The following is a 21,551-nucleotide window of genomic DNA, read 5'->3' as shown; positions in this document are numbered from 1 at the left end:
CCGGGCGGTCGGCCTACGCGCGGCGGCTGTTGTTCGTCCGCTTGGTCGGCTCGGCCGTCGCCGGGTCCTCGGGCCACGGGTGGCGCGGGTAGCGGCCCCGCAGCTCGGCGCGCACCGCGCGGTAGCCGTCACGCCAGAACGAGGCGAGGTCCGCGGTCACCGCCGCGGGCCGCCCCGCGGGCGACAGCAGATGCACCAGCAGCGGCACCCCGGCGATCTCGGGCGTCGCCCGCAGCCCGAACAACTCCTGGAGCTTCACGGCCAGTACGGGCTGGTCGCCGCCGTAGTCGATCCGGATCCGCGAACCGCTCGGCACCTCGAACCGCTCCGGGGCCAGCTCACCGAACCGGGCGGCCTCGCCCGTGGCCCACGGCAGCAGCCGGGGCAGCGCGCCGCCCGCCGAGATCCGCTCCAGATCCGCCCGCCGCCCGGCCCGCGCCAGCTCGGGCCCCAGCCACTCCTCGGCCCGCTCCACCAGCGCCCGCTCCGAGACGTCCGGCCAGTTCCCGCCCAACTCCCGGTGCAGGAAGGCCAGCCGCTGCCGTACCTCACGGGCCTCCCGCGACCAGTGCAGCAAACCGGTGCCCTCGCGCCGCAGCCCGTCGAGCAGCGCGGCCCGCACCGCGTCCCGGTCCGGCCGGCGCAGCGGCGCCGCCGACAGCTCCAGCGCGCCCAGCCGCTCCACCCGGCGCGCCACCACGTCCCCGCCGCGCCAGGCCACCTCCTCGTACGACTCCAGCAGCCCGGCCGCCGCCGCCCGCGCGGTGCCCTCGTCGATCACCGCGGCCACCCGCACCCGCGCGTCCGTCCGCCCGACGCCCCGGTCCGCCACGGCCACCGCCACCCACTCCGCCCCGCCCACGCCCCCGCCGACCTCCGCGCCGGTCCCGGACGCCATCACGTATCCGTCCCCGCCCCGCCGCCGCGCGACCCGCTCGGGAAACGCCAGGGCGACGACGAGCCCGGCCGCCGCGTCGTCCGACAGGCCCCCGCCCGCGGCGCGGCTCGCGGGGGACGGGCGCGCCGCGGAGCGCGGGACGGCGGCGTCCGTCGCGGGCGGGCTCCCTTCCGTCACCGTGCCGCGCAGCCGGTCGGCCTCCGCGCGCCAGCGCGCCGCGTACGGGTCGCCGCCGCGGCGGGCGGTGTGCCAGGCGGCGGTGAGGTCGGAGCCGTAGGAGTGGGGGAGTTCTTCGCTGAGGAGCGCGGTGACCTCGGCGGCGCGGCGGGCGCCGAGCACGGGCGCGGAGTCGAGGAGGGCGCGGGCGAGCCGGGGGTGCAGCCCGAGCCGGGCCAGCCGGCGGCCCCGGTCCAGGGCGCGGCCCGAGGCGTCGACGGCGCCGAGGCCGCGCAGCGTGTCGCGGGCCGCGGCCATCGCGCCCTGCGGCGGGGCGTCCAGCAGGGCGAGCCCGGAGGCGTCCGGATCGCCCCAGCAGGCGGCCTGGAGCGCGAAGGCCGTGAGGTCGGCGAGCGCGATCTCGGGGGAGGGGTGCCGGGGTCTGCGGGCGTCCTCGGCCGGGGGCCAGCAGCGGTAGACGGTGCCGGGACCCTCGCGCCCGGCGCGCCCGGCGCGCTGGTCGGAGGCGGCCCGCGACACCCGTACGGTGACCAGCGCGCCGAGGCCCCGCGCGTGGTCCATGCGCGGCTCGCGGGCCAGCCCGCTGTCCACCACGACCCGCACGCCCGGCACGGTCAGACTGGACTCGGCCACGGACGTCGCGAGCAGCACGCGCCGCCGCTCACCGGGCGCGAGCGCCGCGTCCTGGACGGCGGCCGGGGCGCGGCCGTGCACCTGGAGCACCTCGATGCCGCCGCCCGCGCCGCCGGAATCCGCGAGGTCCCCGAGCAGACCCGCGACCCGCGCGATCTCCCCGACGCCCGGCAGGAAGCACAGCACGTCCCCGTCGCGCTCCCGCAGCGCCCGCCGCACCACCGTCGCCACATGGTCGAGCAGCGCCCGGTCCACCCGGCCCCCGGCGTGCGTCGCCCGTACGGGACCGGGCGGCGGCGCCCACTCCACGGCCACCGGGTGCAGCACCCCGCCCGCCTCGACCACGGGCGCGGGCGGCCCGTCGGCCCCGCCCAGCAGCGCCGCCCACGCGGCCGTGTCCGTCGTCGCGGACGCCGCGACCAGCCGCAACTCCGGCCGCAGCAGGGCCCGTACGTCCAGCAGGAACGCCATGGACGTGTCGGCGTCCAGATGCCGCTCGTGGCACTCGTCGAGCATCACCGTGCTCACGCCCGGCAGTTCCTGGTCGCGCTGGAGCCGTTGCAGCAGCACACCGGTGGTGACCACCTCGACCGCGGTGCGGGCCGAGACCCGCCGCTCGCCGCGGACCGTGAAACCGACGGTCTCGCCGACCCGCTCCCCGAGCAGCCAGGCCATCCGCCGGGCCGCCGCCCGCGCCGCCATCCGCCGCGGCTCCGCGACCAGCACCCGCCCGCCGAGCGCGTCGGCGATCAGCAGCGGGACCAGCGTGGTCTTGCCGGTGCCGGGCGGCGCGGCCAGGACGGCGCAGCCCGGCGACCGCAGCGCGGCCAGCAGCTCCGGTACGACGGAGGCCACCGGCAGCGCGCGCCCCTCGGCCCGGATCGCGTACGTACCGGCGCTCCCGCCGGCTTCCCCGCCGGCCGCCCGACCGTCCTGTCCGCCGGCCTTCACTCCGCCGCGCACACGAAGATCGCCGTGCCCGGCAACAGCCGCCCGCGCAGCGGGGACCAGCCGCCCCACTCCTGGTCGTTCCACTCCGGCCACTCGGGCTCGACGAGGTCGACCAGCCGCAGGCCCGCCGCCGCGATCTCGCGGACGCGGTCGCCCAGGGTGCGGTGGTGCTCGACGTACACGGCGATGCCCCGGTCGTCCTCCTCCACGTACGGCGTGCGGTCGAAGTAGGAGGCGACGGCCGTCAGGCCCTCGGGGCCCGGCTCGTCGGGGAAGGCCCAGCGCACCGGGTGGGTGACCGAGAAGACCCAGCGCCCGCCGGGCCGCAGCACCCGCCGCACCTCCCGCTGGACGCGCGCGGTGTCGGCGATGAAGGGGAGCGCGCCGTACGCGGAGACCGCCAGGTCGAACGAGCCGTCGGCGAAGGGCAGGGCGCCCGCGTCGGCCTGGACCAGGGGCACCAGCGGCGCGCCGTCGGCCGAGGACTCGTCGTCGATCCGCCGCGCGTGCTGGAGCTGCCGGAAGGAGAGGTCGAGGGCGACCGGCCGGGCGCCCTGGGCGGCCAGCCAGCGCGAGCACTGGGCGGCGCCCGCGCCGATCTCCAGCACGTCCTTGTCCTTCAGGGCCGCCGTCGGGCCGAGCAGCCCCGCGTCCGCCTCGTCCAGACCCTCAGGGCCCCAGACGAAGCGGGCGTCGCCCAGGAAGTCGCCGTGCTCCACCTGGTAGTCGTCCGCGTTGCGGTCCCACCACCGGCGGTTGGCCCGGCTGCTCTCCGTGACCCCCGCGCTGCGGCGGGTGGCCTCCGGTTCCTCGTGTGCCTCTCGGGGCGCTTCCCGGCGTGCGTCCCGGGGATCGGGTCCTTGGATCATCGCGGCAGTCGTCGTACTCTCTGAGAAGACCTGGCACTGGGTGACTTGTGCCGGTTCGGTCCGTTACGCGCCCGGTGGGCTCTTCGTGCGTTGACCGTGCCCGGCTGCCCCCGTATGCTACAAGTTGCGCTGCGAGCCTGCGCGCCTCAGACAGAGCAGGCTGCGCTCGGAATCTGTTGCATACCCCTCGGCCCCACGGCTGTCCGGAATTCGGCAGGAGCGAAAAGGGCTTACGGCGTAGCAGTACCTACGACTTACTGTCCGTACCGGAGTCCTTTCCCTAATGACGAGCAGCACCGAGGCCCCTCGCACCACCCCGCAGGTGGCGGTCAACGACATCGGCAACGAGGAAGCCTTCCTCGCCGCGATCGACGAGACGATCAAGTACTTCAACGACGGCGACATCGTCGACGGCGTCATCGTGAAGGTCGACCGGGACGAGGTCCTGCTCGACATCGGTTACAAGACCGAAGGTGTCATCCCCTCCCGCGAACTCTCCATCAAGCACGACGTCGACCCCAACGAGGTCGTCGCCGTGGGCGATGAGATCGAGGCCCTTGTTCTCCAGAAGGAGGACAAGGAAGGCCGCCTGATCCTCTCGAAGAAGCGCGCTCAGTACGAGCGTGCCTGGGGCACCATCGAGAAGATCAAGGAAGAGGACGGCATCGTCACCGGCACCGTCATCGAGGTCGTCAAGGGTGGTCTCATCCTCGACATCGGCCTCCGTGGCTTCCTGCCGGCGTCGCTCGTCGAGATGCGCCGCGTGCGCGACCTCCAGCCCTACGTGGGCAAGGAGCTCGAGGCCAAGATCATCGAGCTGGACAAGAACCGCAACAACGTGGTCCTGTCCCGCCGTGCCTGGCTGGAGCAGACGCAGAGCGAGGTCCGCCAGACCTTCCTCACCACCCTCCAGAAGGGTCAGGTGCGGTCCGGCGTCGTCTCCTCGATCGTCAACTTCGGTGCGTTCGTGGACCTCGGCGGCGTCGACGGTCTCGTGCACGTCTCCGAGCTGTCCTGGAAGCACATCGACCACCCGTCCGAGGTCGTCGAGGTCGGTCAGGAAGTCACCGTCGAGGTTCTCGACGTGGACATGGACCGCGAGCGTGTCTCCCTGTCGCTGAAGGCGACGCAGGAAGACCCGTGGCAGCAGTTCGCCCGGACCCACCAGATCGGGCAGGTCGTCCCGGGCAAGGTCACCAAGCTCGTCCCGTTCGGCGCGTTCGTCCGCGTCGACGAGGGCATCGAGGGCCTGGTGCACATCTCCGAGCTGGCCGAGCGCCACGTGGAGATCCCGGAGCAGGTCGTCCAGGTCAACGACGAGATCTTCGTCAAGGTCATCGACATCGACCTCGAGCGTCGCCGCATCTCGCTGTCGCTCAAGCAGGCCAACGAGTCCTTCGGCGCCGACCCGGCCTCGGTCGAGTTCGACCCGACGCTCTACGGCATGGCCGCGTCGTACGACGACCAGGGCAACTACATCTACCCCGAGGGCTTCGACCCCGAGACCAACGACTGGCTCGAGGGGTACGACAAGCAGCGCGAGGAGTGGGAGGGCCAGTACGCCACGGCCCAGACCCGCTTCGAGCAGCACCAGGCGCAGGTCATCAAGTCCCGCGAGGCCGACGAGCAGGCCGCGGCCGAGGCCGGTTCCGCCGCCCCCGCCGCGACCGGTGGCCCGGGCGTCTCCGGTGGCTCGTACTCCTCGGAGTCCGACGACACCTCCGGTGCCCTCGCCTCCGACGAGGCCCTCGCCGCCCTCCGCGAGAAGCTCGCGGGCGGCCAGAGCTGACGGCTCTCCGCTAGGCCCAGTCACAACACCGCGGTCCCGCACCCCTCAGGGGGTGCGGGACCGCGGTGTTACCGGCAGCCGCAGAAAGCCTCTCGAGCCCGTTCGATTTTTGTGTCACACTTCCACTTCGTTCAACGGCCCTTCCAGTCCTGGCGACTCGCTGTGGCCGTAGACCACTTCACCCCTGCGAGGGTCCTAGTGATGGAGGTTGCCCCGTGCCCACAACGGGATACGTCTACATTCCCGTCCGTTCGGCGGAAAATCTGCAAATCGGCGTCGCCCGCGGGCTTTGGGGCTGGAGGTCCAGCGCTCTCGACCGATCCACCGCTCGTTCTGACATCAAGTCGCTCAAGGCGGGCGATTTGCTCTTCTTCGGTCACAGCGGTCCCGACAGCCGGGTAAAGCCGGGCGGCTGGACAGAGGTATCACTCAAGCGTGTGCTCGTGGCAGAGGTTACTCGGCCTCTCTTCACAAGCACCGAGCGTGTGTGGCCAGAGGAGACCGACGGCGAGATCTTCCCCGAGCGCATTGGTATCGACGTGCTGGACGACAGAAGGAACGTTTCTGGTGCGAGTCTGGGCGCGCCCGCCATGGAGAAGCTGCGATTGTCTGCGAACAAGCAGTGTGTGGCTATCGTCCGCGACGGCCGGGATATCGCGGCAGCCTTGGCCATCGTCGTCGGCGCTGACAAAGATCTGGACGCGCCTGACAGCAGCGATGAATTGGGTCACAACGGTGCGACGGATGCACTGGTATCCGTCCTCGCGCGCAAGGAACAGGGCAAGCTCCGGCAGCGTGTGATGGGCCACGCGGCCATCGTTACCTGCCAACTCTGTGGTCGAGCGTTGCCTCGGCGACTGGTGCACGCAGCGCACGTCAAGCGGCGCAGCGCAGCTACCCACATGGAACGGAACAACATCCACAATGCGATGAGAGCCTGCGTCGGCGGCTGCGACGCCCTGTTCGAGTACGGCTATATCTACGTGGATGACACGGGCTACATCCAGATGACACCTCTAGTGAATAACGTGGGTGACCTTGGCTCGCTCGCGAGCCACCTGAAGAATCGGTTCTGTGCGGCCCACAACGCCAAGAGCGCCCATTTTTTTGCCTGGCACCGCAGGAATGTGGCCGAGCCTCTCGCGGCCAGTCACTAAGCATTAGGTGTGCCGCCGCGGCCGGACTTTGCTGTTGTCCGGCCGCGGGGGGGCTACGGGGTCACGGGGATGTTGGTCAGGGCCTTGCCGCCGGTGCGCTTGTTGGAGGCGTAGACGGTGGTGGGGCAGTCGGCGGAGTAGTTGGTGACGTAGATCGCCGTCTGCGTGGCGCCGGTGGCGCCGGTGAGGTCGGAGGTGTTGTCGCGGAAGACGGTGCCGCAGCCCCAGCCGGGCTGCTGGGTGTGGGTCTGGTAGCCGTCGTTGAGGGTGCGGGTGCCGGTGTTGCCGGTGATGGTGTAGCCGTTGCCTTTGACGTCGACCCAGGAGTCGTCGTAGTTGGTCATGCTGAGGCCGCTGCCGTCGAAGGTGTTGCCGGAGACCAGGCCGCCGGTGGTGCCTTCCTTGAGGTCGATGTTCTCGGCGCCGATGTTGGGGCCGATGACGTTGTTGAGGATCTGCACCCGGTCGCTCTTGTCGGTCAGGGTGTTGGCGGTGCCGACGTAGACGCCCTCGCCGTATCCCGGCCGCTGGAGCCCGGTGTCGTAGATCCGCGAGTTCTTGATCACGCCGTCCGTGCTGGAGGTACGGAAGTGCACGCCCTCCATCTGGAGCCCGTGCACGGTCACCGAGTCGATGACGACATGCGCGGCGGCGTCGGTGACGATGCCCTTCTGGCCGCCGGTGACGCTGACCCCCTTGACGGTCCAGTAGCTCGCGCCGTTCAGATAGAGGCCGTAGCCGCCGGAGGAGGTGAGCACGGCGTTCGAGGAGCCGGTGAGCGTGATCCGGTCGGTGGCCGTGCCGGACACGGTGACCTTGAAGTTGCCGGTGTACGTGCCGTCGGCGAGATGGATCGTCTGGCCGGGGGCGGCGGCGGTCAGCGCCGCCTTCAGCTCCTTGGCCGTGGTCACCTCGACGGTGCTCGCCGCACCGGCCGTCGACGCAGCGGCCGGCGTCGCGTACGAGAGCAGCCCGGCGAGCAGTGCCGCGACGGGCAGGGCCACCGGCAGGGTCAGAAGCGTGTGGGGTCGCATCCGCGTCCTTCCATCGTTCCAAGTATGTGAATCTTGGTCGTCCATGTGAACACATGGGCGTAACGAGAGAAGGTAGGGCCCACCCGACGGACCGTCAAGACGTCCGGGTTCCGGGGGGACGCGTGGGAATGGCCGGGCGGGTACGTTCGTTGAGGGGGGAGAGAGCGAGGAGGACGATCATCGTGCTGGATCCGCAAGGGCTGTACGAATACGTGCCGGGCGGGGCCGAGGCCGTCGACGCAGCGGTCGGAGACGCAGGTCCCGTACTGCTGTACCACTTCGAGGGGTACATGGACGCCGGGGACACCGGCGAGCAGATCAGCGAGCAGTTGCTGGACCGCCTGGACAACCAGCTCGTCGCGCGCTTCGACGCCGACCGGCTGGTCGACTACCGCGCCCGCCGCCCGCTGATGACCTTCGAGCGCGACCACTGGACCTCCTACGAGGCACCGGAGATCGACCTCTATCTGGTGCGGGACACCACCGGCACCCCCTTCCTGCTGCTCACCGGCTCCGAGCCGGACGTGGAGTGGGAACGGTTCGCGACCGCCGTGCTCCAGGTCATCGAACGCCTGGGCGTACGCCTCGCCATCAACTTCCACGGCATCCCGATGGGCGTGCCGCACACCCGGCCCGTCGGCCTCACCCCGCACGGCAACCGCGTCGACCTCATGCCCGGCCACCGCGCCTGGTTCGAGGAGGCCCAGGTCCCCGGCAGCGCCGCCTCCCTCATCGAGCTGCGGCTCGCCGAGGCCGGCCGTGACGTGCTCGGCGTCGCCGCCCACGTCCCGCACTACCTGGCGCGTTCGCCCTACCCGGACGCCGCCCTCGCCGTCCTGGAGACGATCACCGCCGCGACCGGCCTCGTGCTGCCCGAGATCGCCCACGCCTTGCGCAATGAGGCGCACACCGTCCGCGTCGAGATCGACCGCCAGGTCGCTGAAGGCGACGGCGAACTCGTCTCCGTCGTCCGCGGCCTCGAGTCCCAGTACGACGCCGTCGCCGGGTCCCAGTCCCGCGAGAGTCTCATCGCCGAGGCCGTCGAGCTTCCTTCCGCCGACGATCTCGCCGCCGAGTTCGAACGCTTCCTCGCCGACCGCGAGGACGACTAGCGCCTGCGGCGCGCTCACGAAAGAGGGTTCGCGTCCCCAGGGCGCGGGCCCTCTTCCGCTTCCCCTCCGCAAGGCGCGCCGCGCTCGCGCAGGGCCTGGTTTTTAGGGGCGCGGGGAACTGCGCGGCCCGCCCCCACCGGGCTGCCAGCCCGAAAACTCACAGCATCTGCCCCGCTGGGGGCCGGTATTCGACGGCCGCGCCACCGTTGGTGGCTGAGCGCGCAGTTCCCCGCGCCCCTGGGAGGCACCCGCGGAGGCCCGGAGGGCCCGTAAGCTGGCGGCATGCTGAACGTCGGGCTGACCGGTGGAATCGGGTCAGGAAAAAGCTCCGTGGCGAAACTGCTGGTGGCACACGGCGCGATCCTGGTGGACGCGGACCGCATCGCCCGCGAAGTGGTGGAACCCGGCACGGAGGGCCTGGCGGCGGTGACGGCCGAGTTCGGCCCGGACGTGCTGGCGGCGGACGGGACACTGGACCGCCCGAAACTCGGCGCGATCGTCTTCGCGGACGAGGCCCGGCGCCAGGCGCTGAACGCGATCGTGCACCCGCTGGTCGGCCGCAGGTCGCAGGAGCTGCGGGCGGCGGCGGCCCCGGACGACATCGTCGTCAACGACGTACCGCTGCTGGCGGAGAACGACCTGGCCCCGTTCTACGACTTCGTGATCGTCGTGGACGCGGCACCGGCCACGCAGATCGAGCGCCTGGTGCGGACACGCGGGATGACCGAGGACGAGGCGCGGGCGCGGATGGCGGCGCAGGCCGGCCGCGAGGAGCGCATCGCCGTCGCGGATCTGGTGATCGACAACGACGGCCCGCTGGAGGAGCTGGAGCCCCAGGTGCGCGCGGCGTGGCAGCGGCTGCGGGAGCTGGCGGCGGCCGGGACGGCGTAGTCGCCCGGGGAATGCGGTTGCCGACGACGACGTTGGGTATGTCAGACCAGACGATCAGTCGTCACCCGTGCCCGAATTCAGGGAGGCGGCCTTGCACGAGCGGACCCCAGAGACGCACGTCATCGACTTCCGCGCCGCGGAGCAACTGCTGGAGGCGCGTGACCCGCGCGGCGCCGTACAACTCCTCGACCCGGTGATCTCGGCCCATCCGGAGAACACCGCGGCCCGCCTGCTGCGCGCCCGCGCGTTCTTCGCCGCGGCCCAACTGCGCCCGGCGGAGCTGGAGTTCCAGATAGTGCTGGAGCGCGAGCCGGACAACGCCTTCGCGCACTTCGCGCTGGCCCGTACGCTGCAACGCGCGAACCGCGCCGACGAGGCCCAGCGCCACTTCCGGCTCGCCGCCGCACTCGACCCCCGGCCGGACTATCTGGCCGCAGCCCGTTTCGACGACGCCGGCTGACGGCCGTGGAAGTCGTCGTGGTGCTGCTGATCATCATCGCGGTGGTCGCCCTGATCGGCGTGTCCAGCAGTCTGAGGGTGGTCAAGCAGTACGAGCGCGGGGTGATCTACCGCTTCGGCCGGGTCAACCGGCTCCCCAAGGAGCCGGGCCCGCGCATGCTGGTGCCGTTCGTGGACAAGATGACCAAGGTCAACATGCAGGTCGTCACCATGCCGGTGCCGTCCCAGGACGGCATCACCCGCGACAACGTGTCGGTACGGGTCGACGCGGTGCTCTACTTCCGGGTCATCGACCCGATCCGGGCCACCGTGGACGTGCAGAACTACCAGTTCGCGATGTTGCAGGTGGCGCAGACCTCGCTGCGCTCCATCATCGGCAAGAGTGAACTCGACGATCTGCTGTCCGGCCGCGAACGCCTGCACGAGGGGCTGGAGTTGATGCTGTCCACGCCTGCCACCGGCTGGGGCGTCCACATCGACCGCGTCGAGATCAAGGACGTGGCGCTGCCGGAGTCCATGAAGCGGTCGATGGCCCGGCAGGCGGAGGCGGACCGGGAGCGGCGGGCCCGGATCATCACCGCCGACGGTGAGTTGCAGGCGTCCCAGAAGCTCTCCGAGGCGGCCAGGACGATGGATGCCAACCCGTCCGCCCTCCAACTGCGCCTCCTCCAGACGGTGGTGGAGGTCGCGGCGGAGAAGAACTCGACCCTGGTGATGCCCTTCCCCGTCGAGATGCTGCGCTTCTTCGACCGGGCCGCGAACTCCGGCGCGAATTCCGGTGCGAACACCGGCGGCGGCCAGGACACGAAGCCGGTCGAGAAGACGGCGGCGCCCGCGGCGACGGACGAACTGACGGACGCGGAACCGCGGTCCGCCGTCGAGGCCGCGGCCGAGGAGCCGCCCGCGATCGACCGGACGCCGCCGGGCCCGATCCAGATCCCGGACCCGCGCACGTCCGAGGAGTGAGCGACGAAGCCGTAGCGGCAGGGCAGGGCAGGAACGGGACGGGAGCGGGCGGGTCACTCCGCCCGCTCCCGCGCGTCAGCCCCGCGTCAGCGCGTCCAGTCGATCTTGAACACCCACGCGTACCGCCCCTTCGCCCGCGCCGCCGCGGGCACCCGTACGGTCTGCGTGCCGCCGTCGAACTCCCGGTCCAGCGGCCGGTCGTGGCCGAGCATCGTCACCCGGTCGCCCTGGCGGACCGGCACCGGAGCGGTCGTTGACCGTGACGTCCTGCCGCCGCGCGGCGCGGGGGCGGACGTGCGGAGCCTGCTCAGATCATCAGAACAGCGGTGCGGGCAGCACGCCCTCCAGCGCCAGCAGCGTGCGCTTGATCTCCAGGCCGCCGCCGAAGCCGCCTATGCCGCCGTCGCTCTCCACCACCCGGTGGCACGGCACCACCAGCGGTATCGGATTCGCGCCCATCGCCGTCCCGACCGCGCGGGCCGCCCCGCGCTCGCCCACCCGGTCGGCCAGGTCCTGGTACCCGACGACCGTGCCGTACGGCACCCCGGCCGCCAGCTCGCGCAGCACCCGGCGGTTGAAGCCGGTGATCAGCGACCAGTCCAGAGCGAGCGAGAACTCCTTCAGCTCACCCGCGAAGTACGCCTCCATCTGCTCGGTGACCGGCGCCAGCCGGGCCGCGTCCTCAACCGGCTCGCCCCCCAGCCGCCGCCCCATCGACGCCACCGCGCGCCGTACCGCCGCCTCGTCCGCCCGGAAACCGACATTGACCAGCCCCTCGTCGGTCGCCGCCAGCAGCAGCGGCCCGATCGGGGTCTCCATGACCGTCCAGGCGGTGTCGTTCGTCACGCGGCCAGCCTAGATCGGGGGTCCGACAACGCCCCGCCCGCCGCGATCCGCCCGGCAAGCACGGCCGCAGCAAGGCCCGTCACCGGAAGTGACCGGCCGGTCACACGAGGGGAAGTGGCCGCCCCGGCGGCGGCCCGCCCGTCCGGGCCCGGACGATTGTCGGTGGTGGGTCGTACGGTGGTGACATGCGGCCCGTATCAGACATCGAACGCAGTGTGGCGCCCTTCGAGGTCGTCAGCCCCTACCAGCCCAGCGGCGACCAGCCCACCGCCATCGACGACCTCGAGAAGCGGATCCGCGGTGACGAGCAGGACGTCGTGCTGCTCGGCGCGACCGGTACGGGCAAGTCCGCGACCACCGCGTGGATGATCGAGCGGCTCCAGCGCCCCACCCTGGTCATGGCGCCGAACAAGACGCTCGCCGCCCAGCTCGCCAACGAATTCCGCGAGCTGCTGCCGAACAACGCGGTCGAGTACTTCGTCTCGTACTACGACTACTACCAGCCCGAGGCGTACGTCCCGCAGACGGACACGTACATCGAGAAGGACTCCTCGATCAACGAGGAGGTGGAGCGGCTGCGGCACTCCACCACCAATTCGCTGCTGACCCGGCGCGATGTCGTCGTGGTCGCCTCCGTGTCCTGCATCTACGGCCTCGGCACCCCGCAGGAGTACATCGACCGCATGGTGCGGCTCAATGTCGGCGATGTCATCGACCGCGACCAGCTCCTGCGGAAATTCGTCGACATCCAGTACGCGCGCAACGACGTGGCCTTTGCCCGCGGCACCTTCCGGGTACGCGGCGACACCATCGAGATCTTCCCGGTCTACGAGGAGCTGGCCGTCCGCATCGAGATGTTCGGCGACGAGATCGAGGCGCTCTACACACTGCACCCGCTCACCGGCGAGGTGATCACCGAGGACCGGCAGATCTACGTCTTCCCCGCCACCCACTACGTCGCGGGCCCCGAGCGGATGGAACGCGCCATCGCGGGCATCGAGAAGGAGCTGGAGGGCCAGCTCGCCCTGATGGAGAAGCAGGGCAAGCTGCTGGAGGCCCAGCGGCTGCGGATGCGCACCACGTACGACATCGAGATGATGCGGCAGATCGGCACCTGCTCCGGCATCGAGAACTACTCGCGGCACATCGACGGCCGCGAGCAGGGCTCCGCGCCCGACACCCTCATCGACTACTTCCCCGAGGACTTCCTGCTGGTCATCGACGAGTCGCACGTCACCGTGCCGCAGATCGGCGCGATGTACGAGGGCGACGCGTCCCGCAAGCGCACCCTGGTCGACCACGGCTTCCGGCTGCCGTCCGCGCTCGACAACCGGCCGCTGAAGTGGGAGGAGTTCCTGACCCGCGTCGGCCAGACCGTCTACCTGTCCGCGACACCCGGAAAGTACGAGCTGTCCCGCGGCGACGGCGTGGTCGAGCAGATCATCCGCCCGACCGGCCTGGTCGACCCCGAGGTCATCGTCAAGCCCACCGAGGGCCAGATCGACGACCTGGTGCACGAGATCCGGCTGCGCACGGAGAAGGACGAGCGCGTCCTGGTCACCACCCTCACCAAGAAGATGTCCGAGGACCTCACCGACTACCTGCTCGAACTGGGCATCCAGGTGCGGTACCTGCACAGCGACATCGACACCCTGCGCCGCGTCGAGCTGCTGCGCGAACTGCGGGCCGGTGAGTACGACGTCCTGGTCGGCATCAACCTGCTGCGTGAGGGCCTCGACCTGCCCGAGGTGTCGCTGGTCGCGATCCTCGACGCCGACAAGGAGGGCTTCCTGCGCTCGGGCACCTCGTTGATCCAGACCATCGGCCGCGCCGCCCGTAACGTGTCGGGCCAGGTCCACATGTACGCGGACCGGATCACCCCCGCGATGGAGAAGGCCATCGAGGAGACCAACCGGCGCCGCGAGAAGCAGATCGCGTACAACAAGGAACGCGGCGTCGACCCGCAGCCGCTGCGGAAGAAGATCGCCGGAATCCTGGACTCCTTCGCCCGCGAGGACGCCGACACCGAGGAGCTGCTGGGCTCCGGGCGGCAGCGCTCGCGGGGCAAGGCGCCGGTGCCAGGACTGTCCGCCCGCGCGGGCGAGAAGCGCGGGGCGAAGACGCTGCCCGCCGAGGAGCTGGCCGACCTGATCGCTCAGCTCACCGACCAGATGCACGCGGCGGCCGGCGAGCTGCAATTCGAGGTGGCCGCCCGGCTCAGGGACGAACTGGGCGAGCTGAAGAAGGAGTTGCGCCAGATGAGAGAAGCGGGAATGGCGTGACGCGGGACCGGCGACCGGCCGGTGTTCGCCAGGAATCGCCACGCGGCGAACCGGGATACCGTTGCACGGCGTCTTGTTAGGGTGCGGGACAACCGCACACACGGGTGAGAGGGGACAGCGCGTGACGGTCAACATGACCAAGGGCCAGAAGATCAGCCTGAGCAAGTCCGACGGAGGGACGCTGACGGCGATCCGGATGGGGCTGGGCTGGCAGGCCGCGCCGCGCCGCGGACTGTTCGGGTCCCGCACCCGGGAGATCGACCTGGACGCCTCGGCCGTGCTCTTCGCGGACAAGCAGCCGGTCGACGTGGTGTTCTTCCAGCACCTGACCAGCGACGACGGCTCGGTCCGGCACACCGGTGACAATCTGGTCGGCGGCGCGGGCCAGGGCGGCGACGACGAGTCGATCATCGTCGACCTCCAGCGCGTACCGGTCCATGTCGACCAGATCGTCTTCACGGTGAACTCCTTCACCGGCCAGACCTTCGCCGAGGTGCAGAACGCGTTCTGCCGCCTGGTCGACGAGACCAACGGGCAGGAGCTGGCCCGCTACACGCTGACCGGCGGCGGCCAGTACACGGCGCAGATCATGGCCAAGGTGCAGCGCGGCGCGACCGGCTGGTCGATGACGGCCATCGGCACGGCGGCCAACGGCCGGACGTTCCAGGACCTCATCCCGGCCATTCTGCCCGCGCTCTGAGGCCGCACGGCCGCTGACGCGGCCCCCGGCCCGCGGGCCGGAACACGTACACACGCATAACGGGAACGGGGGGCGGCGGACATGACGGCCGAACTGGTCCGGGGACAGAACCATCCGCTGCCGGGCACCCGGATGGAGATCCGGGTGTCGGCGGGCACCCCGGTGGTGGCCGCGGTCACCCTCGGGGACGAGCGGGGGCGGGTCGTCGGCGACTCCTCGCAGTGGCTGGCGCACCCCGGCGCGCCGCAGCTCCCCGGCGTCGAGGTGCCCCGCCAGGCCGCCGCCGAGCACCGGCTCGCGGTGGACCTCGGCGCGATGCCGCCGCAGGTGCACCGGGTGCACGTACTGCTGGCTCTCCCGGGCGCCGCGGGCCGCCCCGGCGCGCCCGCCGCCTTCGGCGCCGCCCCCGCCCCGCATCTCGCCGTCACCACCACCGAGGGCGAGGCCGTCGCCGGATTCACCATGACCGGCCTCGGCCCCGAGACGGCCCTGCTGGCCATCGAGCTGTACCGGCGGCAGGGCGCCTGGAAGGTGCGCGCCGTCGGCCAGGGGTACGAGGGCGGTCTGCCCGCGCTGCTGCTCGACCAGGGTGTCCCGGAGCCCGCCGGGGTGGCCGCGGGCATCGACGAGGCGGTGGGGCGCGAGCTGTCCCGCTCGGTCGACCTGCCCGCCGCGCCGCGTACGGTCCCGCCGCCGCGGCCGGAAACCGCGGCCCCGGCCGCCGCTCCGGGCGACGGCCGGACCACCGCGTCCTCAGGACCGGTCGACTACCGGCACCCGCGGCGCAAGGCCGCCGCCACCGCGCCGCCCCCGCCCGCTCAGGGACGGCCGGGCTCGCCGTACGACGCCCCGCCCGCCGCGCCGCGGCCGTCCTCCGACGGACAGCCCGGCACCCCGCCCGGCACCCCGCCCGTCCCCGTCGCGGGCGACGCCTCCGGCTGGACGATGGAGGAGCGGCTGCACAATCAGGTGTGGGGCATGTTCGAGGACCTGGCCCGCACCATCGCCGCCTACCGCAGCGCGGTGGACTTCGCCGAGTCCCGCTTCGAGCAGGAGCTCGACCGGCTGCTCGCCGACCCCGCGACCCGCGGCGGACAGGCCGCGGACGCCGCCCGCGACCAGGCGCAGACCCGGCAGTTCGCGCTGGTCGACCAGGCCCGCGCCGTGCTCGACCGGGACATCGCGCAGCTCGTCGCCGAGGCCGAGGTCGTCGAGCCCGCGCTGCCCGCCGCCTTCGCGGGCTGGGAGAATCCGGTGTGGCACGCCTACCGGGTGCCCGACCAGCCGCCGCTCGCCGTACGGCTCGGCGGCCTCTACCTGCCCGAGGCGCCCGAACTGCGCATCCCGCTGCTGGCCCGGCTGCCGCTGGACCGCGGTCTGTGGATCGACAGCGAGGAGGACCGCGGGGTCGCCATGGACACCGCCGTGGCGATCGCCGCCCGGCTGCTCGCCTCGTACCCGGTGGGCGGTTTCGCGGTGCACGCCCTCGACTCCGCGGGCTCCGGCTCCGCCGCGCTCGCCCCGCTCACCGGCAGCGGCGCCGTGCTGATGCCGTCGGCCGGGGGCGCGGCCGGGGTCAGCGAGGTGCTGAACCGGCTGACCGAACGCGTCGATCTGCTCCAGATGGCGCTGCGCGGCGGCGCCGCCGACTCGCTGCCGCCCGGCTTCGACACCGCCGAGCAGCTTCTGATCGTCAACGAGTTCCCGTACGGCTTCGACGACCGGGCGGTCACCCAACTGCGCTATCTCGCCGACGAGGGACCGCGCGCCGGGGTGCACCTGCTGCTGGTCGCCGACCGCGAGGACGCGTCCGCGTACGGGCCGGTGCTCGATCCGCTGTGGCGCTCGCTGCTGCGGCTCACCCCGCTGCCCAGCGACCACCTGGCCGACCCGTGGGTGGGGCACGCCTGGACGTTCGAGCCGTCGCTGGTGCCGCCGGGCAGCCAGGTGCTCACGCAGGTGCTCAGGGAGATCGCGGCGGCCCGCCCGGCCTACGGCCCCTGACCGGTCGTGCCGGGTCCTGCGCCGGTGCTCTACCGGCTTTACGGCTCTGACCTGCACGCTTGTGCGATTCTTTACTAACTCTTGGGCAATTCGTGTACTGTTCTTGGTGCGGAGTGAAACCTCCCCCTGAACGGACTCAAGTGGTGGGGACCTCCCGCAGCGACGACGCTGACAGTTGCCGTATCGAATTGCCGGAGGACCTGTGGATGTCTCCCTCGCCCTCTGGGCGCTCACCATCGCCGGACTGATCGCCCTGATCGCCGTTGACTTCGTCATCGGCCGCACCCCGCACGACGTCTCCGTCAAGGAGGCAGGGGCCTGGACGATCGTCTGGGTCGTACTCGCCGGGCTCTTCGGACTCGGCCTGCTCGTCTTCTCCGGCGGCCAGCCGGCGGGCGAGTTCTTCGCCGGTTACATCACCGAGAAGTCGCTGAGCGTCGACAACCTCTTCGTCTTCGTCCTGATCATGTCCAAATTCGCGGTGCCGTCCCAGTACCAGCAGCGCGTACTGCTGGTGGGCGTGCTGATAGCGCTGGTGCTCCGCGCGGTGTTCATCGCGGGCGGCGCGGCGATCATCGCCAGCTTCTCGTGGGTCTTCTACATCTTCGGCGCCTTCCTCATCTGGACCGCCTGGAAGCTCATCCAGGACGCCCGTTCGGACGACGAGGACGAGGAATTCGAGGAGAACCGGCTGCTCAAGGCGGTCGAGAAGCGCGTGCCGTCCACCGACAAGTACCACGGCACCCGGCTGTTCATCACGGAGAACGGCAAGCGGCTGATGACGCCGATGCTCGTCGTGATGCTCGCCATCGGCACCACCGACGTGCTCTTCGCGCTCGACTCGATCCCCGCGATCTTCGGCCTCACCCAGGACCCGTACATCGTCTTCACCGCCAACGCCTTCGCCCTGATGGGCCTGCGCCAGCTCTACTTCCTGATCGGCGGCCTGCTCAAGAAGCTGGTCCACCTGTCGTACGGGCTGTCGGTGATCCTCGGCTTCATCGGCGTCAAGCTGGTGCTGCACGCGTTGCACGAGTCCGGTGTGCACGTACCGGAGATCTCCATCCCCGTCTCGCTCGGCGTCATCGTCCTCGTCCTCGCGGTCACCACCGCCACCAGCCTGGTCGCCTCCAAGCGGCAGGCGGAGGCCGAGGCCGCCGCCTCCGAGGACGAGGAGCGCCCCGCGACGCCGGTCCGCTGACCGGTCCCTCCGTAACCCCCTCCGTACCGACCCCTTCGCGCAGACCGCTCCGTCACGAGGGCTACCGTGGCCCTCGTAACGGAGCGGTTGTGCGTGGCGTGTGGGAAGGCGCGGATGGTGGCGAGCGGCATGGTGGTCCTTCCCGAGCTGACCGGCGCGCGGTTCTTCGACGCCTGGCGGCTCGACGCCGTCGCGCTGACCGCCGTCGTCCTGCTCGGCGTCGCGTACGCGCTGGGCGTACGGCGCAAGCGGCGCGCGGGGGAGCGGTGGCCGCTGTGGCGCACCGCCGCGTTCTACGTCCTCGGTCTCGGCACCCTCGTCGTCGCGACGATGTCCTCGCTCGCCGTCTACGACCGGGTGCTGTTCTGGCCCGCCGCCGTGCAGAACATCCTGCTCGACCTCTTCGCCCCGCTCGGCCTGGCGCTCGGCGACCCGCTCGCGCTCGCCGCACCCGACAGCCGACTGCGCCGCGCCTTCACCGGCCGTACGGTACGACTGCTGATGTATCCGCTGGTCAGCTCGGTGCTGGTGCTCGCCTCCGAGCTGACGATCTACTTCACACCGTACTTCTCCACCGCCCTCGGCAACGGGCTCGTGCTCCAGCTCATGCACCTGCAACTGCTGCTCACCGGCTGCCTGTTCGTGCTGCCGATGCTCAGCCGTCAGGACCTGCTGCCGTCCTGGTGCGGTCATCCGGTCAGGGCCGCGCTGGTCTTCTTCGACGGGCTCTTCGACTCCGTGCCCGGCATCGTCGTCATGACCAGCGGCACGCTGGTGGCCGGGCACTGGTACGCCGCGCACCCGCGCTCCTGGGGGCCGAGCGTCCAGCACGACCAGATGCTCGGCGGCGGCCTGATGCTCACCCTCGCCGAACTCGTCGCGCTGCCCTTCCTGATCCTGGTCTTCTTCGAGTGGTGGCGGGCCGAGCGGGAGAAGACGGCGGAACTCGACGCGCGGCTGGACCGCGAGGCCGTCGTCGCGATGTCCGGTGCTGGTGCCGGTGCTGGTGCTGCCGCCGGTGCCTCTGCCGCGTCCGCCTCCACAAAGGCCCCCGCGTCCGCCCCCGCGTCCGCCGCCGCTCCCGCCGCCGCGCCCGTTCCGGAGATGACCCGCCCCTGGTGGGAGACCGATCAGGGCGAGGTCGGCGAGCGCATGCGGCGCGGTCGCTGAGCGGTCCGCGGCGGCTCGGGGTCACAACTGCGTTACGGGCACCACGTCACGAGTCGGCGCGTGTCACGCTCTCCCCCTCATACCTGTCCTGGGGGGACAAATTGCGTCAACGTGCCATCACCGCTGCCTGTTTACTGGCCGTCGCGGGGCTCGCGCTCGCGGGATGCGACGGCGACGGGGGGACCGACGACATATCGGGCGCCGCCGCCTCGGTCTCGGCCACACCCACGGCCGCGCCCACCACCACGCAGGCCGCGCTCACCGGCCAACTGCCCAACCTGACCGGGATGCCGCTGCTCGCCGCGCGCACCATGGCCGACGACGCCGGGTTCACCCGGATCGCCGCGCACGACGCGACGGGGGCCGACCGCACCCAGGTCTCCGACGGCGACTGGAAGGTGTGCTTCCAGCAGCCCGGCCAGGGGCCCGCGGCGCTGTCCGCCCCGGTCGACCTCGCCGTCGTCAAGATCGCCGAGATCTGCCCGCCCGCGGACGGCACCCCGGCGCCGTCACCCACACCCACGGTCACCCGCACCACGGCGCCGTCTCCGACCGCCACGCACAAGGCGACGCCCAAGCCCCGCCCCACCACCGTCACCCACAAGCCGACCCCGAAGCCCAAGCCGAAACCCAAGCCGAAGCCGAAGCCGACCGTCGGGTACACCGAGCCCCCGGTCAACGACCACGACGGCGCCACCGCCCTCTGCAACGACGGCACGCTGTCCTACTCGCAGCACCACCGGGGCACGTGCTCGCACCACCACGGCGTGGCCGTCTGGTACAAGTAGCCCGCCCGGCCGTACGGCGACCGTACGGACCTCCGGGGGAGCGCGGGGCGGGGGCGAGCCGGCGGCAATCCGCTGCTCGCCCCCGCCGGGCCGGGGTGTGCGCGCCGACCGCTACCAGCCGCGCTCGCGCCATTCCTTGAGGTGGGGGCGCTCGGCGCCGAGGGTCGTGTCGTTGCCGTGGCCGGGGTAGACCCAGGTCTCGTCCGGGAGCACGTCGAAGAGCTTGGCCGTGACGTCGTCCAGGAGCGAGGTGAAGGCGGCCGGGTCGTCGTGCGTGTTGCCGACGCCGCCCGGGAAGAGGCAGTCGCCGGTGAAGACGTGCGGGGCGCCGTGCGGGTCGTCGTAGACGAAGGCGATGCTGCCCGGGGTGTGGCCGACCAGGTGCCGCGCGGTGAGGCTGACGCGGCCGAAGGTCACGGTGTCGCCGTCGTCCAGCGCCACATCGGTGGGGACCGGGATGCCCGCCGTGTCCTCGCGGCCCGCGTAGGTACGCGCGCCGGTCGCGTCGATCACCGCGCGCAGCGCCTGCCAGTGGTCGCCGTGCTGGTGGGTGGTCGCGACGGCGCCGAGCCCGGCGTCGCCGACGACCTCCAGCAGCGTCTGCGCGTCGTTGGCCGCGTCGATCAGAAGCTGCTCGTCGGTGGCCCGGCAGCGCAACACGTACGCGTTGTTGTTCATCGGCCCGACCGCGACCTTGGTGATGATCAGGTCTTCCAGTTCATGCACGTCGGGGGTCCCGCCCACCGTCACTTCTCCGCTGTACGCCATGCCGCCAGCCTAGAGGTTCGGGGTGCCTAGAGCGGAGGCAGTACGGGCAGCGGGCCGTCGGGGGTCACGGTCAGGCCCTCGTACGGGCCGCGGCCGGAGACCCAGGCCAGCAGGGGGCGGGTGGCGGCGCTGACGGTGAGGTCGGGTTCCGCGGCGGCGCCGATCGTCCAGGACGCGCCGGACTCGGTGTCCTCCAGGCGGACCGCGGCGATGCCCTCGTGCCCGGTGAGGCCGTCGGCGAGGGAGGCCAGCTCACGGGCGGCGAAGTCGGCGGGCAGGTCGGCGGTGGTGGGGCCGATGCCGAGGTCGACCAGGTGCAGCCACACCTCGCCCAGCCGCCGCCAGGGGACCTCGGCGGCGGCGATCACCCGGCCGGAGCGCAGCGTGACCTGCGTCGCCCAGCCCGACGGCGGCACCTGCGCGGCGGCCCGCTCGAACCGCTCCGCCGAGGCCCGCAGATCGGCGAGGTGGTCGTCGAGGGGACGGCCCGCGCCCTCCTCGATGGCCCGGTCGCGGGACGTCGCGTCTGCGTACATCGGGGTCTCCACGCCGGTCCCCGCCCAGATCAGCAGATTGGCCAGGGCGTCGGCATTGCGGGCGACATGGGTCAGCAGATGCCCGCGGGTCCAGCCGGGCAGCAGCGAGGGTTCGGCGACGCCGTCGGCGGGGAGCGCGGACACCGCGGCGACGAATCGGTCGGTGGCTTCCCGGACGGCAACCGCATCGAGTACGGGATCCGGTCGTTGGACGGTCACGTACCGACGCTAGCGCGTCACCCCGCGCTCGCGCAGGACACACGATCGGGTGAAGTGGTCAGAGCGCGCCCGTAAATCGAATGCACGTGCTATATGGTCGG

The 21,551-nt window shown here is 71.7% G+C and carries 19 protein-coding genes; 12 read left to right on the top strand and 7 right to left on the bottom strand.

The genetic code is table 11. From position 1 onward, the window contains the following. Nucleotides 1-13 precede the first annotated feature (13 nt). Both hrpB and ACIO6U_RS00785 read right to left on the bottom strand, forming a co-directional pair. Nucleotides 14-2,590: an ATP-dependent helicase HrpB gene (gene hrpB / locus ACIO6U_RS00790; protein WP_401715792.1), complete on the bottom strand. Its 2,577-nt coding sequence runs from the start codon at nt 2,588-2,590 to the stop codon at nt 14-16. A gap of 65 nt (nt 2,591-2,655) precedes the next feature. Beyond that, nucleotides 2,656-3,528 (bottom strand): class I SAM-dependent methyltransferase, encoded by an 873-nt coding sequence (locus ACIO6U_RS00785; RefSeq protein WP_401714661.1) that lies wholly within the window; start codon nt 3,526-3,528, stop codon nt 2,656-2,658. Between the two features lie 283 nt (nt 3,529-3,811). On the opposite strand from ACIO6U_RS00785, the gene rpsA reads away from it, so the two are divergent. Next, entirely contained in the window at nt 3,812-5,317 is a 1,506-nt protein-coding gene (gene rpsA, locus ACIO6U_RS00780) for a 30S ribosomal protein S1 (RefSeq protein ID WP_188283396.1), read from the top strand. Nucleotides 5,318-5,532: 215 nt separating this feature from the next. Further along, entirely contained in the window at nt 5,533-6,474 is a 942-nt protein-coding gene (locus ACIO6U_RS00775; RefSeq protein ID WP_401714659.1) for a hypothetical protein, read from the top strand. Nucleotides 6,475-6,527: 53 nt separating this feature from the next. Here ACIO6U_RS00775 and ACIO6U_RS00770 read toward each other — a convergent pair whose 3' ends face one another. Further along, nucleotides 6,528-7,508: a right-handed parallel beta-helix repeat-containing protein gene (locus ACIO6U_RS00770; protein WP_401714657.1), complete on the bottom strand. Its 981-nt coding sequence runs from the start codon at nt 7,506-7,508 to the stop codon at nt 6,528-6,530. 182 nt (nt 7,509-7,690) lie between these two features. On the opposite strand from ACIO6U_RS00770, the gene ACIO6U_RS00765 reads away from it, so the two are divergent. From ACIO6U_RS00765 to ACIO6U_RS00750, 4 genes are all read left to right on the top strand, one after another. Further along, nucleotides 7,691-8,620, top strand: a complete 930-nt coding sequence (locus ACIO6U_RS00765) for a PAC2 family protein (protein ID WP_188283398.1) — start codon at nt 7,691-7,693, stop codon at nt 8,618-8,620. A 282-nt stretch (nt 8,621-8,902) separates the two neighbouring features. Further along, complete coding sequence (coaE, locus tag ACIO6U_RS00760) at nt 8,903-9,511, top strand: dephospho-CoA kinase (RefSeq protein WP_355333939.1); 609 nt, start codon at nt 8,903-8,905, stop codon at nt 9,509-9,511. 91 nt (nt 9,512-9,602) lie between these two features. Further along, nucleotides 9,603-9,971: a tetratricopeptide repeat protein gene (locus ACIO6U_RS00755; RefSeq protein ID WP_188283400.1), complete on the top strand. Its 369-nt coding sequence runs from the start codon at nt 9,603-9,605 to the stop codon at nt 9,969-9,971. Nucleotides 9,972-9,976: 5 nt separating this feature from the next. Then, nucleotides 9,977-10,936, top strand: a complete 960-nt coding sequence (locus tag ACIO6U_RS00750) for a slipin family protein (protein WP_401714654.1) — start codon at nt 9,977-9,979, stop codon at nt 10,934-10,936. A gap of 86 nt (nt 10,937-11,022) precedes the next feature. Here the strand turns inward: ACIO6U_RS00750 and ACIO6U_RS00745 are convergent, their stop codons facing one another. Together ACIO6U_RS00745 and ACIO6U_RS00740 are read right to left on the bottom strand one after the other, a co-directional pair. Then, a complete protein-coding gene (locus ACIO6U_RS00745) occupies nt 11,023-11,178 on the bottom strand; it encodes a hypothetical protein (protein ID WP_401714652.1) in 156 nt (51 codons plus the stop codon). Nucleotides 11,179-11,251: 73 nt separating this feature from the next. Beyond that, nucleotides 11,252-11,755 (bottom strand): methylated-DNA--[protein]-cysteine S-methyltransferase, encoded by a 504-nt coding sequence (locus tag ACIO6U_RS00740; protein ID WP_401715789.1) that lies wholly within the window; start codon nt 11,753-11,755, stop codon nt 11,252-11,254. 212 nt (nt 11,756-11,967) lie between these two features. Here ACIO6U_RS00740 and uvrB point away from each other — a divergent pair, with 212 nt between their 5' ends. The 6 genes from uvrB (at nt 11,968) to ACIO6U_RS00710 (ending at nt 19,927) form a co-directional block, all read left to right on the top strand. Continuing rightward, nucleotides 11,968-14,064 carry an excinuclease ABC subunit UvrB gene (gene uvrB, locus ACIO6U_RS00735; RefSeq protein ID WP_355333931.1) on the top strand — a complete coding sequence of 699 codons (2,097 nt, stop codon included), beginning with the start codon at nt 11,968-11,970 and terminating at the stop codon, nt 14,062-14,064. Nucleotides 14,065-14,185: 121 nt separating this feature from the next. Next, nucleotides 14,186-14,764 carry a TerD family protein gene (locus ACIO6U_RS00730; RefSeq protein ID WP_355333929.1) on the top strand — a complete coding sequence of 193 codons (579 nt, stop codon included), beginning with the start codon at nt 14,186-14,188 and terminating at the stop codon, nt 14,762-14,764. A gap of 81 nt (nt 14,765-14,845) precedes the next feature. Then, complete coding sequence (locus ACIO6U_RS00725) at nt 14,846-16,768, top strand: TerD family protein (RefSeq protein ID WP_401714650.1); 1,923 nt, start codon at nt 14,846-14,848, stop codon at nt 16,766-16,768. 202 nt (nt 16,769-16,970) lie between these two features. Continuing rightward, nucleotides 16,971-17,969: a TerC family protein gene (locus tag ACIO6U_RS00720; RefSeq protein ID WP_355333925.1), complete on the top strand. Its 999-nt coding sequence runs from the start codon at nt 16,971-16,973 to the stop codon at nt 17,967-17,969. Nucleotides 17,970-18,098: 129 nt separating this feature from the next. Next, a complete protein-coding gene (locus ACIO6U_RS00715) occupies nt 18,099-19,139 on the top strand; it encodes a cytochrome c oxidase assembly protein (protein ID WP_401714648.1) in 1,041 nt (346 codons plus the stop codon). 101 nt (nt 19,140-19,240) lie between these two features. Continuing rightward, nucleotides 19,241-19,927 carry a DUF3761 domain-containing protein gene (locus tag ACIO6U_RS00710; protein ID WP_401714646.1) on the top strand — a complete coding sequence of 229 codons (687 nt, stop codon included), beginning with the start codon at nt 19,241-19,243 and terminating at the stop codon, nt 19,925-19,927. A gap of 111 nt (nt 19,928-20,038) precedes the next feature. Here the strand turns inward: ACIO6U_RS00710 and ACIO6U_RS00705 are convergent, their stop codons facing one another. Beyond that, nucleotides 20,039-20,695, bottom strand: a complete 657-nt coding sequence (locus ACIO6U_RS00705; protein WP_401714644.1) for an MBL fold metallo-hydrolase — start codon at nt 20,693-20,695, stop codon at nt 20,039-20,041. A 26-nt stretch (nt 20,696-20,721) separates the two neighbouring features. Next, entirely contained in the window at nt 20,722-21,450 is a 729-nt protein-coding gene (locus ACIO6U_RS00700; protein ID WP_391044080.1) for a maleylpyruvate isomerase family mycothiol-dependent enzyme, read from the bottom strand. Nucleotides 21,451-21,551: the final 101 nt, after the last annotated feature.

Origin of the sequence: Streptomyces sp. NPDC087422, assembly GCF_044744145.1 — a bacterium.
Lineage (GTDB): Bacteria > Actinomycetota > Actinomycetes > Streptomycetales > Streptomycetaceae > Actinacidiphila.
Note: the sequence above shows the minus strand (reverse complement) of the source record. Positions and strands in the feature narration are given on the sequence as shown.

Bases quoted from the DNA above. Each gene is read 5' to 3' on its own strand.
- ACIO6U_RS00785 (WP_401714661.1), bottom strand. From the start codon at position 3,528: ATGATCCAAGGACCCGATCCCCGGGACGCACGCCGGGAAGCGCCCCGA.
- rpsA (WP_188283396.1), top strand. From the start codon at position 3,812: ATGACGAGCAGCACCGAGGCCCCTCGCACCACCCCGCAGGTGGCGGTC.
- ACIO6U_RS00770 (WP_401714657.1), bottom strand. From the start codon at position 7,508: ATGCGACCCCACACGCTTCTGACCCTGCCGGTGGCCCTGCCCGTCGCG.
- coaE (WP_355333939.1), top strand. From the start codon at position 8,903: ATGCTGAACGTCGGGCTGACCGGTGGAATCGGGTCAGGAAAAAGCTCC.
- ACIO6U_RS00740 (WP_401715789.1), bottom strand. From the start codon at position 11,755: ATGGAGACCCCGATCGGGCCGCTGCTGCTGGCGGCGACCGACGAGGGG.
- uvrB (WP_355333931.1), top strand. From the start codon at position 11,968: ATGCGGCCCGTATCAGACATCGAACGCAGTGTGGCGCCCTTCGAGGTC.
- ACIO6U_RS00725 (WP_401714650.1), top strand. From the start codon at position 14,846: ATGACGGCCGAACTGGTCCGGGGACAGAACCATCCGCTGCCGGGCACC.
- ACIO6U_RS00715 (WP_401714648.1), top strand. From the start codon at position 18,099: ATGGTGGTCCTTCCCGAGCTGACCGGCGCGCGGTTCTTCGACGCCTGG.
- ACIO6U_RS00705 (WP_401714644.1), bottom strand. From the start codon at position 20,695: ATGGCGTACAGCGGAGAAGTGACGGTGGGCGGGACCCCCGACGTGCAT.